Source organism: Algoriella xinjiangensis (assembly GCF_900115015.1).
GTDB classification, from domain to species: Bacteria; Bacteroidota; Bacteroidia; order Flavobacteriales; family Weeksellaceae; genus Empedobacter; species Empedobacter xinjiangensis.
In genome coordinates this window covers 1-14448 of record NZ_FOUZ01000016.1, presented here as the reverse complement: position 1 = coordinate 14448, position 14448 = coordinate 1, and the positions used below count along the sequence as shown (strand labels likewise).

The 14448-nt window shown below is 30.2% G+C and carries 13 protein-coding genes; 8 read left to right on the top strand and 5 right to left on the bottom strand.

All coding sequences use genetic code 11. From position 1 onward, the window contains the following. The first annotated feature begins 81 nt into the window (after nucleotides 1-81). The 4 genes from BM072_RS13820 (at nucleotide 82) to BM072_RS13805 (ending at nucleotide 3181) form a co-directional block, all read left to right on the top strand. A complete protein-coding gene (locus tag BM072_RS13820; RefSeq protein ID WP_092909684.1) occupies nucleotides 82-960 on the top strand; it encodes a helix-turn-helix domain-containing protein in 879 nt (292 codons plus the stop codon). A 66-nt stretch (nucleotides 961-1026) separates the two neighbouring features. After that, the gene (locus BM072_RS13815; RefSeq protein ID WP_092909679.1) at nucleotides 1027-2178 is read left to right on the top strand and encodes an iron-containing alcohol dehydrogenase; all 1152 of its coding nucleotides are present in this window, start codon (nucleotides 1027-1029) and stop codon (nucleotides 2176-2178) included. Between the two features lie 83 nt (nucleotides 2179-2261). Further along, the gene (locus BM072_RS13810) at nucleotides 2262-2699 is read left to right on the top strand and encodes a DoxX family protein (RefSeq protein WP_092909675.1); all 438 of its coding nucleotides are present in this window, start codon (nucleotides 2262-2264) and stop codon (nucleotides 2697-2699) included. A 98-nt stretch (nucleotides 2700-2797) separates the two neighbouring features. Further along, on the top strand, nucleotides 2798-3181 hold the full coding sequence (locus BM072_RS13805) for a DoxX family protein (RefSeq protein ID WP_092909673.1): 384 nt from the start codon (nucleotides 2798-2800) through the stop codon (nucleotides 3179-3181). Between the two features lie 74 nt (nucleotides 3182-3255). Here BM072_RS13805 and BM072_RS13800 read toward each other — a convergent pair whose 3' ends face one another. Then, on the bottom strand, nucleotides 3256-3804 hold the full coding sequence (locus tag BM072_RS13800; protein ID WP_092909899.1) for a lipocalin family protein: 549 nt from the start codon (nucleotides 3802-3804) through the stop codon (nucleotides 3256-3258). 33 nt (nucleotides 3805-3837) lie between these two features. Then, on the bottom strand, nucleotides 3838-4665 hold the full coding sequence (locus BM072_RS13795; RefSeq protein ID WP_092909668.1) for an alpha/beta fold hydrolase: 828 nt from the start codon (nucleotides 4663-4665) through the stop codon (nucleotides 3838-3840). 155 nt (nucleotides 4666-4820) lie between these two features. Between BM072_RS13795 and BM072_RS13790 the strand changes: the two genes are divergently transcribed. The 3 genes from BM072_RS13790 to BM072_RS13780 all read left to right on the top strand — a co-directional run bounded on the left by BM072_RS13790 (nucleotide 4821) and on the right by BM072_RS13780 (nucleotide 7007). Next, nucleotides 4821-6038, top strand: coding sequence for an NAD(P)/FAD-dependent oxidoreductase (locus BM072_RS13790; protein ID WP_092909664.1), 1218 nt, complete (start codon nucleotides 4821-4823; stop codon nucleotides 6036-6038). A gap of 57 nt (nucleotides 6039-6095) precedes the next feature. Then, entirely contained in the window at nucleotides 6096-6284 is a 189-nt protein-coding gene (locus tag BM072_RS15620) for an RNA 2'-phosphotransferase (protein ID WP_338061017.1), read from the top strand. A 414-nt stretch (nucleotides 6285-6698) separates the two neighbouring features. Beyond that, nucleotides 6699-7007 (top strand): DUF1573 domain-containing protein, encoded by a 309-nt coding sequence (locus tag BM072_RS13780; protein ID WP_338061016.1) that lies wholly within the window; start codon nucleotides 6699-6701, stop codon nucleotides 7005-7007. Nucleotides 7008-7149: 142 nt separating this feature from the next. Here BM072_RS13780 and BM072_RS13775 read toward each other — a convergent pair whose 3' ends face one another. The 3 genes from BM072_RS13775 to BM072_RS13765 form a co-directional block, all read right to left on the bottom strand. Beyond that, entirely contained in the window at nucleotides 7150-8283 is a 1134-nt protein-coding gene (locus BM072_RS13775; RefSeq protein ID WP_177190323.1) for an efflux RND transporter periplasmic adaptor subunit, read from the bottom strand. Between the two features lies 1 nt (nucleotide 8284). After that, on the bottom strand, nucleotides 8285-12610 hold the full coding sequence (locus BM072_RS13770; protein ID WP_092909893.1) for a CusA/CzcA family heavy metal efflux RND transporter: 4326 nt from the start codon (nucleotides 12608-12610) through the stop codon (nucleotides 8285-8287). 116 nt (nucleotides 12611-12726) lie between these two features. Then, nucleotides 12727-13020 carry a hypothetical protein gene (locus BM072_RS13765; RefSeq protein WP_092909652.1) on the bottom strand — a complete coding sequence of 98 codons (294 nt, stop codon included), beginning with the start codon at nucleotides 13018-13020 and terminating at the stop codon, nucleotides 12727-12729. A 520-nt stretch (nucleotides 13021-13540) separates the two neighbouring features. On the opposite strand from BM072_RS13765, the gene BM072_RS13760 reads away from it, so the two are divergent. Continuing rightward, nucleotides 13541-14269, top strand: coding sequence for a hypothetical protein (locus BM072_RS13760; protein ID WP_092909646.1), 729 nt, complete (start codon nucleotides 13541-13543; stop codon nucleotides 14267-14269). The last annotated feature ends 179 nt before the right edge of the window (nucleotides 14270-14448 follow it).

Below are 14448 nucleotides of genomic sequence, written 5' to 3'. Positions count from 1 at the left end.
AAAAATTATCATGTATTAATTAAAAAAAGACATTAATTAATTTTCGTCTATTTTTGTAATTAACTTTTATAAGAAAATAATATGGAAATTTTAGACTACTCGCTAAAAAAATATTTCAAAACCAAAAATAGTCCATGTTTATCTTTTAATATTTACGAATTACAACAAGGCGAACATTGTGTAGAAGAAGAAAAACTACATAGAAGTGATTATTTTCAAGTTATTATTCTAACAAAAGGAACATTAACTCAGCAAATAGAGCATAAAACAACAAATTTAACTTCCAATTATCTATCAGTAATTTTTCTTCATCAGATAAATGCAATGACAATAAATAAAGATACAGAGGGAATTGTGATACAATTTGACGAAGTTTTGTTTTGTTCAGATCTATTAAAAAACGAATTAATTGCTTATAATGATGATTTGATTAACAAATTAAATCATGTAAAATTAAGCGATACAGCACATGCAAAAATTTTGGATTACGCTATTCAAATTGTGAATTTTTATAAGGAATTATCTGCCATTAAAAAAGAACAAATACGTTTTTATATTAAAATAATGTTATTGGAAATTATTGAAATGGCGCATCAAACAATTGATACTTCTCAAACAACAAATCAACTGGATTACTTTGTACGATTCAAAACATTAATAGAAGCTGATTATAAAACAAAAAGAACCGTAACATATTATGCAAATGCATTAAATATAACAACTAAAAAACTGAATAGTATTTGTAAAAGCAAAACATCTAAAACTGCACTAAATATTATACACGAAAGACTTTTGACAGAAATTAAGCGACTTCTTGTCTTTTCTGGAAAAAATCACAAAGAAATTGCTTTTGATTTAGGCTTCGATTCTCCATCTGCTCTAAACAAGTTTGTAAATACAAAACTAAAAGAAACACCAAGCGAATTGAAAGAAGAGCTTTCTCAAATTTACAAGCAATAGGCCTATATTTATAATCTATACATCATTCTACTCATCTAATTTTGCAATATAAATTAATAAAATAAAATGAGTAAATTATTTATAGCAGGAGAAGTATTTCACGGAATAGGATGCTTAGAAGAATTAAAAAACGTTAATGGTAAAAAAGCCGTAATTGTTACTGGTGGTAGCTCTATGCGTAATAATGGAACTTTAGACAAAACAGTAAATTTTCTTAAAGAAGCAGGAATAGAATCAGCTATTTTTGATGGAGTTGAAGAAGATCCTTCATCTGCAACTTGTTTTAAAGGAGCAAAATTAATGCAAGATTTTCAACCAGATTGGATAATTGGTTTAGGTGGTTGTTCTGCAATTGATGCAGCAAAAATAATGTGGGTTTTTTATGAATATCCTGACGCGGATTTTGAAAAAATGATCAAACCATTTACTGTACCTACTTTACGTAACAAAGCAAAATTTATAGCAATACCTTCAACTAGTGGTACTGGTACAGAAACAACAGGATTAGCTGTAATTACTGACAGAGAGAAAGGAGTTAAATATCCTATTGTATCGTATGAATTGACGCCAGATATTGCAATTGTAGATGGTGAAATTTGTGCTTCTATGCCTGCACATGTAACTTCGAATACTGGTCTTGATGTTTTAACACATTGTGTTGAAGCTTATGTATCTAATATCGAAAATAATTATGCTGATGCTTTAGCAAAAGGAGGACTAGAAATCGTTTTTAACAACTTAAAAGAAGTTGTAAAAAATCCTACAAACATCAATGCAAGACAAAACATGCACGATGCTTCTTTTATGGCTGGTTTAGCATTCAATAATGCTTGGTTAGGAATTGTTCATTCATTATCTCATCAAGTTGGTGCACTTTATGGTATTCCTCACGGTGCGTCTAATGCTATTTTCTTACCAAATGTGATTCGTTATAATGAAAAAGTTTCAAAACGTTTCCCAGATCTTGCAAAAGTAATTGGAAAAGAAACTGCCGAAGATTTAGCTCAAGCAGTTGAAACTTTAAGATCTGATGTAAATAATTATGCTACTATAAAGGATTTTGGAATTACTTTAGAAGATTGGGATAAAAATTTAGATTACATTGCAAACAATGCTTTTCTAGATCCATGTACTGGTTTTAATCCAAGAACGCCAACAGTACAAGAGCTGAAAGATATATACAATGCATGTTACCATGGTAATATAGTAAATTTCTAAAAATAGAATAAAAATGCACTTCAATAGAAGTGCATTTTGTTTTTATAAAATATTATCTTTAAAAAACAATTAGAACTATCAAGATGAGCAAAAAAATAATCAAACTTTTTTTACGCCTTTCTATTTCAATCGGATTTCTATCAGCTGTAGCAGATCGATTTGGAATGTGGAATAAAGAAGTTGCCGTATGGGGAAATTGGGAAAACTTTTTAGATTATACAAAAATAATAAATCCCGTAATTCCCGAAAACTTAATAGAACCTGTCGGTATTATAGCAACTGTAGCCGAGATAGTTTTACCAGTTTTTCTTTTGATAGGATACAAAACCGAAACCTTTGCTAAAATTAGTGGTTTTCTACTATTAATTTTTGCCTTATCTATGACTTTTTCTACGGGTATTAAAGCAACTTTTGATTTTTCTGTTTTTACTGCTTCTGCGGCGGCATTCGCATTAAGCACAATGAAAGAAAAATTTTTAGAACTAGATTTAGTTTTATCCAATCAAAAACGAATCTATTAACTGAAATAAAACTCTTTTAAAAATTATTAACATACTGAAAAAATGTTTGGTATGGTAATTTCTCTTCATGATTATAATTAACCATAAAAAATTTAATCATGACAGAAAAATCAAAAAATATAGCACGATATACATTAGGAGGTTTTCTTGTACTAGCAGGAATAAGCCATTTAACATTCGCGAGAAAAGAATTTAAAGCACAAGTTCCTAATTGGGTGCCTTTAGATAAAGATGATACGGTTGTTTATTCTGGTATTGCGGAAATTGTTTTGGGTAGTTCGCTGATTTTAACGCCTGAAAAGGACAAAGAAATTGTAGGAAATATTACTGCTACTTTTTTTGGAGCTGTATTCCCAGGCAATTGGGCGCAATATAAAAATCGCCGCAATGGTTTTGGATTAAATACAGATAATAAACGTTTACTACGCTTATTTTTTCAACCTGTGTTAATTGCCTTGGCAATTAAATCTACTCGAAAATAATAGAATTATTTGCATATAAAAAAGGTTATTTAAAATTAAATAACCTTTCTCAAATATTATAGTTTATCATTATTTTAATCATGGATAGTCCACGTTAGATTAGCTGTATTATAGCCTTTTTCTTGTGCATAATTCAAGTATTTTTGTTTTATGTCTGTAGATATTGTTTTTTCTCGTGAAAGAATCCATAAATAATCATGATTTTCTCCAAAAACTAATGCTGTTCCATAATCAGGCTCCATCATAACAATATTATATCCTGAGAAAAATGGTCCGAAAAAGGAAACTTTTAGCGCTCCTTTATCCATCTCTCCATTGAAATTTGCTTTACCATTTGCATCTTTCCATTTATTATTTATATAATCAAATCCAAGATTATGTACTTCTATTATTCCATTTTTATTAAGTAAATAAGTAGCAGACACGTTTTTCAAATTCTTTTCATACTTAAAATCTATTCGGGCTATTTCGTACCATTTTCCCATGTATTTTTCTGTATCAAAATCTTCTATTACTTCTACATAATTAGGTATTTTAACTTTCCTTTTATTTAAACATAAATAGAAAAGTCCTCCCAAACCAGCCAAAGCTAAACTTGTTACTATTTTATTATTCTTTTTCATCATCTATCTTGTTTCTTATTACTAATCTTAATTTTATATAGAAAGTAAAAATTCGACCAAATCCTTATTCAACTGGTCTTTGTGTGTTATGTTTAAACCATGTGGCGCATCATCATAAACGATGTATATATTGTTTTTAATTAACTCAGCTGCTTGATTTCCTGCTGTACTAATTGGAACAGTTTGATCAGCTTTTCCATGAATAATTAGAGTTGGTACATCAATGTTTTTACATTCTTCTCTAAAATCTGTATCCATCCATGCCAATGCTGCTTTTATTGTTGCATTTGGCGAAGCAGAAGATGCAACTGAAAAATCAAAATCTAATTGGGCTTGATTAACTGATTTATGCAGTAATGAGTAATTATAAAATCCTTTATGAAAAGTTTGAAGAAAATCTAATCGGTTATTTTGAAGTTGATCCAAAATTTGATCTAAATTTTTTTGAGGAACACCATCTTTGTTGTCATCATGTTGTTTAACCAATGGAATTATAGAACTTATCAAAGCTATTTTTGCAACATTATCGTTACCATAATTTGAAATATAACGTATTACTTCTCCTCCACCCATCGAAAATCCAACCAATACTACATTTTTCAATTCTAATTCAGTGATTAAAGCAGCTAAATCTTCAGCTAAATCATCATAATCATAATTATCCCATGTGGCACAAGATTTTCCAAAACCTTTGCGATCATACGCAATACAACGAAAACCTGCTTCTACAATTTTAGGTATTTGGTATTCCCACGATTGTAAACTCAATGGCCAGCCGTGAATCAAAATAACGGCTTGTCCATTTTTATTTCCATAATCTACATAATTCAATTTGTAACCATTTCGTTTTAACTTTGCCATAATTGTAGTTTTTAGTTTTTACTATTATATCTTAAATCTACTCATTTTAGACCAAAAAGACTGTTTTCAAAAACCTAAAGTTTTGATCAAATAAAAACCAAACCACTCATAATCAATAATTAATTTGATTATATTTAGTTTCTAAACACTTAAAAATGGATTTACATTCTGGTTTACCTTTTTGGATTGTTAAAAATGAATTTTTTGATCTTTATCATCCGCTTCAAGAAAATTATAAAACTGATGTGGCTATAATTGGATCTGGTATTACAGGTGCTTTGGTTGCTCATGAATTGTGCGAAGCTGGAATTAGTTGTACCATATTTGATAAACGTACGATTGCCACAGGTAGTTCCGCTGCTAGTACTGCACAATTACAATATGAAATTGATACACCTTTATCAAAACTAATACATATTGTGCCAGAAAAAATTGCAGTTGATGCGTATTTTAATTGTTTAGAAGCAATTACAACAATTGAAAATGTATTCAAAAAAACAAAGTTAGATGCTGATTTTACGCGTGTCCCAACCGTTTTTTTAGCAAGCAATAAACAAGGCGTTGAACTTTTAGAAAAAGAATATGAAATACGAAAAGATGTTGGGTTACCAATTAATTTTTTAGATGCAAAACAACTAAAAGAATATCAAAATATTGACGGAATTGCAGCTTTACAAAATGATACTTCTGCACAAATGGATGCTTATAAAGCCGCTATTAATTTATTAAAGTATCATCAATCCAAAAATCAACTTAAAATTTATACGCACACTAAAATTGAAAAAATACAAGAATCCAAAAATGGCTACGAACTACTAACCGAACATAATCATACTGTGTCTTGTAAGTATGTTATTATCGCAAATGGTTTTGAAGCAGGACAGTTTTTACCAAAAAAAGTAATGAATTTACTTTCTACTTATGCAATTGCATCTGCGCCTGTCGATAAAAATATGGTATGGCCACATCAGAGTTTGATTTGGGAAACTGCGGAGCCTTATTTGTATATGCGTACCACAAAAGATAACAGATTAATTGTAGGTGGTGAAGATGAAGATTTTCAAGATCCCGTAAAAAGAGATCATTTATTGCGAGAAAAAGTAAAAATCCTTGAAAGAAAATTCAAAAATATTTACCCAAACATTGATTTTGTAACAGAAATGGCGTGGTGCGGAACATTTAGTTCCACAAATGATGGCTTACCTTACATTGGACCTTGGAAAAAAGGCGAAAAGAAATTATTTGCTTTGGGATATGGTGGAAATGGAATTACATTTTCTATGGTTGCTGCTGAAATTTTAAAAAATATCATTTTAGATAAAAAAGATAATCGCCTCGAAACATTTGGTTTTGATCGTCCATCTAAAAAATAAAACTTCTTCATAAAACTATTCTTATTTTAGAAAATCTAAAAGAAGAATAGTTTTACGATTTATTTCCAGCAATCAAGCGATATTAAAATAGCAATTAAGGTTGCACAAAGACATGGTAAACCTTTTATATTTAATGTACTTGCTGAAAAAATGTATAACGACAATTTCGAGTTTCTCATTTCAGACAATGGTGTTTGGTTGACTGATAATGCGCCAAAAAAATACTTGAAACGAAATGGTCATTAATTTACTAATAGCAGTTAAAAACGATTTTGTAATAGTGATGCGAAACTACAAAGTTCAATGGTAGTTCTTCTGTTAAATTTTTATTTGTACCTAAACTAAGCCCCGAAAACGTCTTGCTGAATATCTTCAAAATAAATAGAATACTAATTTAAAAAATTAATGATGTTGTTTCTGTTAGAAATTTATAGTGCAAATATGTATTCAAATATCTTGAATACTGCATTTATAGATGGATGAATAAAAACCAATACCACTTATTAGTTTAAGTAATCGATAAAATTTACTTACTTTTTCATAAATTGCGTCCTTATATTAAATATCAATAATTATAAAATGAAAAAATTAATAGCTGTTTTTATTTTTCTATTATCAACCACATTAAGCTTTGCTCAAATAGGTCCTAAAATAAAATTCATGGCAAAGGACAACACCATCGATTACGGACTTATTAAAAAAGGAGAAGATGATGGAGTTCGTGTATTTGAGTTTGAAAACACAGGTGACCAACCTTTGATTATTAAAAATGTAAAATCTACTTGTGGTTGTTTAGTTTTTACTAAGCCAGATTATCCTATTATGCCTGGTAAAAGAGGTAAAATCGTGGTAAAATACAAAATGACTGTTGGACTTATTCGCAAAACATTTCTTGTTGACACAGATGCTGTAAACGCCGAAAATGATTATATATCTCTAAGAATTAAAGGAGAAGTATTAGAAAAGTAATTTCATATTAACCTAAAATAAGCCTCTAATTGGAGGCTTATTTTTTAGGAAGAAAGACTGTCAACAAAAGTACCTATTTAGTTTAAAATAAAACAACAACTCATACGAGTTGCTGTTTTGCATATTAAAATCAATTTTTCTTTTATTCTTCTCCACTATTTTTTAATGCAGTTAAAAGATTGTAAGCACCTTTTGAAATATAAATTTTATTCGTATTAACTGTTGTTTTTATTTCAACCATTTTATTAGAAGAAACTCCAACCTCAACCAATATCATTTTGAATTGATTTTTATTCATTCGTTCAAAAATATAATCTTTTCCTTCAAAATGAACCACAGCTTCTTCTGGTAATACATTTGCACGAAGCTGATTTATAATTAACTCTATATTAAAATACATATTAGCCGCTAAACGAATACCATTCAAATTTGTAATTTTAGCATAAACATCCACTGTTCCATCTTCGTTCACTTCATTTGAGATTGCAGAAATTTGCGCATTCAATTTCTGATTTGGATTAGAATTAGTAAATGCATTTAAAATTTGTCCAACTTGTATATTGCCTAAATCTTTCTCAAAAACTTTTACATTAAGCAAAGAACTTGATGGATTGATAATTTCTAACATTGCGTCCGCAGGAGAAACATATTGTCCTGTATTGGTAAAAACTTCACTCACCATTCCGCTCATTGGTGCATAAACATTGATTGTTCTACGAATATTATTCAACGAAACAGAAGATGGATTAATATTCATAAGTCTCAATTTTTCTTCTAATGCACGCATTTTTACAAATAAAGTTTGTTTAGATGCTTTTGCTTGTTGCATCGTTTTATCGCTTGCTGCTTTTTCTATATTCAAATCTTTTTGACGCGAATAATCCGCATTTGCTTGTTCTAATAAAGCTTTTGTCGTCAAATAATCTTCTTGCATTTGAATGTATTGTGGATCTTCTAAAACCACAACAACTTGTCCTTTTTTGACATAATTACCCGGAATTAAAGCAATTCGTTTTACATAACCACCAAATGCATTTGTAATAGAAACAGTATTTTGTGGCGTAACTTCGGTTTTTGCGTTTAAACGAATTGTTGTTGGCAAAACCGCATTTCGAAAACTAACCGTATCAATCGCCATATTTTTCAATTGCGAGTCTGTTAATTTTAAGATTGATGAAGAAGTTTCTTCAGTTTTCTGATCTTCTATTTGTTTTTCATCTTTACTACAACTTACTAAAAATAAGCTTATAATAAGAACTATACTATATTTTTTCATGTTATTCTGATATGTAATAAGAAATTGATGCATACGCTTGCTCGCGTTGATTTTTGGCTTGTAAATAAGTTGATTTCACTTCAATAATTTGATTATTCAAAATAACCCAATCCAAAAAATTAATTTCACCTTCAATCAATTGTCTATTAATCGTTTTTTGCAAATCTTCACTTGCCGGAAGTTGTGTTTGTTCAAAATCATTTACCACTTCATCGTACGTTACAATTAGATTACGCAGCATATCATAATCTTGCTGCATTTTTGAAGTCTGAATTTGATAAGCTTGTTTTGCCAAGTCAACTTTTACTTTAGCGGCATCAATTGTCGAATTAATTCCTCTATTAAACAAAGGCAATTGCAAACCAACTTGAAACGAATTGTATCGATTTTTATCTAAATCAGAAAAGCTTTGATTTGAATAACCAACTGATAAAGTTGGGCTTTTCTTCGATTTTTCCACTTCAACTTCAAGATAAGATGTTTCGATATTTTCTTCTGCTAATTGCAAAAGTGGATGTTGTGTTGAAATATTTGAATCATTTAAAAGTTTCCAATCAATTGGTTCTTTTACCGAATAAATTTTTGTGGGAGAATTTGTTAAATACTGAATTTGGCGCGCCGCATTCTCAATTTCAGTTTCTCCTAATTTTAATTGATTTTCAATTGATTTTAATTGAATAATTGCTGTCGAAACTTCACTTTTATTTGATTCTCCTTTTTGTAAACGCAAATTAGCTTTTGCTAAAAATTGCTGATAAATTGCTTGATTTTCTTTTAATAAATCTGTTTTAGCTTCTAAATTTTGCATCAAAACATAAACAGAAGCTAAACGTTGTTTAATTTCTTTCTTGGTTAATTGTTCGTTTGATTGAGATACTTTTATAAATTGTTCGTTTAATGCCTTTTGACGTTTAAAAACAATCGGAAATTGAAACGATTGAGAAATCGATATTTTTTCATCAAACTCATTTGAATTTACTTGACCAAATTCTGTCGAGATTTCTGTTGGTCCAATCGAACGATTTGAAAATACATTTTTCTGATAATAAAGTGTATTTAATTCTGCTTGTTTCACTTCCAAATTATTGTTTTCGGCTAACTTAAGAACAGCGTCAAATGTTAAACGTTCTTGTGCTTGAGTAAAAGAACCAATTAAGAATAAAATTAAAATAAATGTTGTTGGAAGCGTTGATTTTTTTCGACGCTTCTTGATATGAATATGTTCAAACATAACGTATAATATTGGTAAAACAAATAAAGTTAAAAGTGTTGCGCCCATCAATCCGCCAATAACAACAGTTGCCAAAGGACGCTGAACTTCTGCACCCGAACCGTTGCTTAAAGCCATTGGTAGGAAACCTAAAGAAGCTACTGCGGCAGTCATTAAAACTGGTCGCAAACGCGTTCGAGTACCCATAATAACAATTCGGGTTGTGTTTTTGATTCCGTTGCTGCGCAAACGATTATATTCTGAAATTAATACAATTCCATTTAGCACTGCAATTCCAAATAGAGCTATAAACCCTACACCTGCACTAATACTAAAAGGTAAATCTCGAGCAGCTAAAAATAAAATTCCACCGATTGATGACAAAGGAATCGCTGTATAAATAAGTAGACTTTCTTTGATTGAATGAAAAGCAAAATACAATAAAACAAAAATGAGAATCAATGCCACAGGAACTGCAATACCTAAACGAGATTTGGCTTCATTTAAATTTTCAAAAGCACCGCCGTATGTTGTATAATAGCCAGTAGGTAATTTAATTTGTGCATCTACCTTTTGTTGTAATTCATTTACAACACTTTCTACATCTCTATTTTTCACATTAAAACCTACAACAATACGTCGTTTTGCATCTTCTCTTTGTATTTGATTTGGTGTATTTTTATAAGCAACATTCGCAATTTGATGCAATGGGATTTGAGTTCCTGAAGGCGTAGAAATTAAAAGATTTTTAATATCATCAATATTAGCACGTTTATCATCTGCTAATCGAACAACTAAATCAAAGCGTTTTTCTCCTTCAAAAACTTTTCCTGTTGATTGTCCTGCAAAAGCCATGTTTATAATTTGATTTGCTTCTCCAATAGACAAACCATATTGCGCCAATTGTGCACGGTCAAAATCAATAACGACTTGCGGTATTCCGTTTACTGGTTCTATATACAAATCTTGCGCACCTTCTACAGTATTAATAATCTTTCCAATTTTTTCTGCATTTGTAGCTAGACTATCTAAATTTTCTCCAAATATTTTTACAACAACATCTTGTCGCGCACCCGTCATCAATTCATTAAAACGCATTTGAACCGGAAATTGAAAACCTGTAGAAAGTCCTGGAATATTTTCTAACTCTTTGGTCATCTTATCCGCCAATTCAGGAAAATTAGTTACCGACGTCCACTCTTTCTTAGGTTTCAACACTATAATCATATCTCCTGCATCCATTGGCATTGGTTCTGTTGGTATTTCACCTGAACCAATTTTTGTAACAACCATTTCAACTTCTGGAAAACGTTCTTTTAAGATTTTAGCTGCTTTATTTGTATACTCTATAGTTGTTGTTAAATTACTTCCTGGTAATATTCGTGCTTCAACCGCAAAATCACCTTCTTCTAAGGCAGGAATAAATTCACCACCCAAACGCGTCATTACAAACACAGAGAATACAAAAAGAGCCATCACTACAACTAAAATAATGGCACGAACTTTTAAAGCTTTAATTAAATATTTTTGATGAAAAATTTCAAGTTTCGTCATTACACGATCTGAAATATTTTCTTTTAGTTTTTTCTTTTTGCTCAAAAATAAACTACTCATCATTGGAACATACGTTAATGAGAGAATAAAAGCTCCAATCAAAGCAAAAGCAACTGTTTGTGCCATTGGTTTAAACATCTTCCCTTCGATTCCTTGTAAAGTGAAAATTGGTAAATAAACAATCAAAATGATAATTTGTCCAAAAACAGCAGAATTAACCATCTTTTTTGCTGATGAACCAACGGTTTTATCCATTTCGTTTTGAGTCAATTTATTGTTTAAGCCAAATTTTTTACTGTGTGCCAATTGATGCATTACAGCTTCTACAATAATAACTGCGCCATCTACAATTAAACCAAAATCTAAAGCTCCTAAACTCATCAAATTTCCGCCAACACCAAAAAGATTCATCATGATAATGGCAAAAAGTAAAGACAACGGAATAATAGATGCAACAATAAATCCTGCACGTAAATTTCCTAGAAATAACACCAAAATAAATACAACAATCAAAGCACCTTCTAAAAGATTAACTTCGACTGTGTGAATGGTATTATCAACCATTTTTTTACGGTCCAAAAAAGGTTCTATTACAACACCTTCGGGCAATGTTTTCTTAATTTCTTCGATGCGTTGCTGAACATTTTTTACCACTTCGTTACTATTTGCTCCTTTCAACATCATTACAATTGCACCAGAAACCTCTCCTTCTCCATTGTAAGTCATAGCGCCATAACGCGTAGCATGCCCAGTCTTAATTTCAGCAACATCTCTCATCAAAATTGGTGTTCCATTCTTAGAGCGTTTTACTAAAATAGTTTCAATATCAGACTCTTTACCAATTAAGCCTTCGGAACGAATAAACAAAGAAGTTGGACCTTTTTCTATGTATGCACCACCCGTGTTTTGATTGTTTGATGAAAGTGCGTCAAACAAATCATTTACTGTTAAATTAAAAGCGTGCAATCGTTGTGGATCAACAGCGATTTCATATTGTTTTAATTTTCCGCCGAAACTACTCACATCCGCAACACCAGGAACTCCCAATAGTTGACGACGAACAATCCAATCTTGAATTGTACGCAGCTCGGTTTCATCATATTGGTCTTCGTAGCCTTCGGCAGGACGTACAACATATTGATAAATTTCTCCTAAACCTGTAGAAATTGGTCCTAATTGTGGTTGTCCAATTCCATCTGGTATTTCGTCTTTTACCTGTGTTAAACGCTCACTTACTTGTTGTCTAGCCCAATAAACGTCTGTATCATCATCAAAAACAATTGTTACTAATGATAAACCAAAGCGCGAAAAACTTCGTATTTCTGTAATTCCGGCTATGTTAGAGTTTGCTTGCTCAACAGGGTAAGTCACCAATCGTTCGATATCTTCTGCACTGAACGATGGTGCTACAGTAATTATTTGAACCTGATTGGATGTAATATCAGGTTGTGCATCTATGGGCAATTGCGTTACTTCGTAAGCACCAAAAAGAATTAGTGCAAACGTAAATAAGCCCACGATGAATTTATTCTTGATTGAAAAATCAATGATTTTATTTAACATCGTAAAATTTAAATGATTAACTATAATTTTTAATTCTAAAAATGAGGCATAAAGCAACTGATCCAAATAAAAATATTTAGAGCATTCTCAGTTTTAAAAATGTATCGTTTAAAATATTACGCTTGTTTTGGCGGTTGCCAAATTGAATTTAAATAATAAGAGTAGATTTGATCTTCATTAAATGAAGAAATAGGTTCGTGAAGAACTTTTTTATCTATTTTAGGAATTTCTACTATTACAATTGGCAAATAACTGTGATCGATATGTGCAATTTCTATGTTTATAAAAGGTAATTTTTGATCTGTTTGCCAATCTTCATCAACTTCGTGTCCACCGTAATGATGCACAATAAATATAACCATTTCATCAATTAAATCGTCACTCTGAGCGTGTTCGATAAAATGAGACACAAATATGGGCAACTTATACAATTGCGAGAATTGTGTTGAAGTTGTTAGGTATAAAAATATAATTAATTTTGTCGCCCAAAGTTTCACTTGACAAACTTACAATTATTTTTAGAAGACAAAGGATGACTTTTGTATGCTTGGTTATTTACTTTTTTATCGTTTAGCTTAATATTATATGGATAGAAATTTACTTTTCTATAGTACTTCTATCTCCTATATGGTTAAATCTTATATCCATTTTAACTTCTTAATCTATTTAGTATATATGGTTTAATTACATTATTGATATATAAAAAACTCTTTTTGAGTAAATTAAAAAAATAGATACAAAATAGACACCTATTAATATCCCTATTTTCTTGTTGTATTGTCAATAAATATAGAAGTTTGCAACCTCTACTACATTCATAATTAACCTATGAAAAATACTTATTAGGTAGAATAAAATTATTCTACCTATTTTTTTAAAAACTACAATTTCAAAAAACATATACAACTATACTTCTCATAAATATATACAATGAATAAAATTTTATTAATACAATTTTTCATCTCAAGCTTTTTATTTTCCCAAGTTGGTATTAACATAGATGATCCAAAAGCTACGCTACATATAGAACCTTATTCTATAACTAATCCATCACAAAAAGATGGAATATTAATTCCAAAATCAAATGATTTTCCTACTAATCCTACAAAAAAAGGTCATATGATATTTATTGAAAATAATCCTAGTCTAGCGGATGGTTTTTATTATTGGGATGGTATTAATTGGGAATCCTTCATTATTGATAAATATGACAGATCATCCGATAGTTCTATCTATATATTTACTGGATTAGGTTACTCAGGTACTGGTGATGTTAGTAAAAGAGATGTTTTATTTGATGTAATGACTGCTGCTGATTTAACTAATTTTTTAGTAAAAGACAATAAAATAACAATTGGAAAAACAGGAAAATATCATATAAGCTTTTCGTCTTCTTTAAAAAAACCTGCATCAAGCCCTACATACAGAGCAACATACACGTACAGAGTAATGAAAAATGAGGTAGAATATATGCAAACATCAAGCTCTATACCTAATAGTTCTGCCGCTGCTGCTAGTGTTTCTACAAGTAGTTTAATTGAATTAAAAAAAGGAGATATAATATCTGTAACTGTACAAAAAGGTAACGAAAACAATGCCTCTAATGAATATACAGGATATGGAACTAATTGTATAACTCTAACTTATCTAAATAGTTAAAATAATGAAAAATTTCTTTATAAATATATTTTTAATTTTCTTTGGATTGAGCTTTAATTATGCACAGGATGGAGTTGGTATTAATGGATATACTAACTTAGTTGGGAGTAAAAGTTAAGCATAAAACCTTAATTTTAATATATGAAAAGAATCCGTAAAATTTATCCAAGCGATTTTAA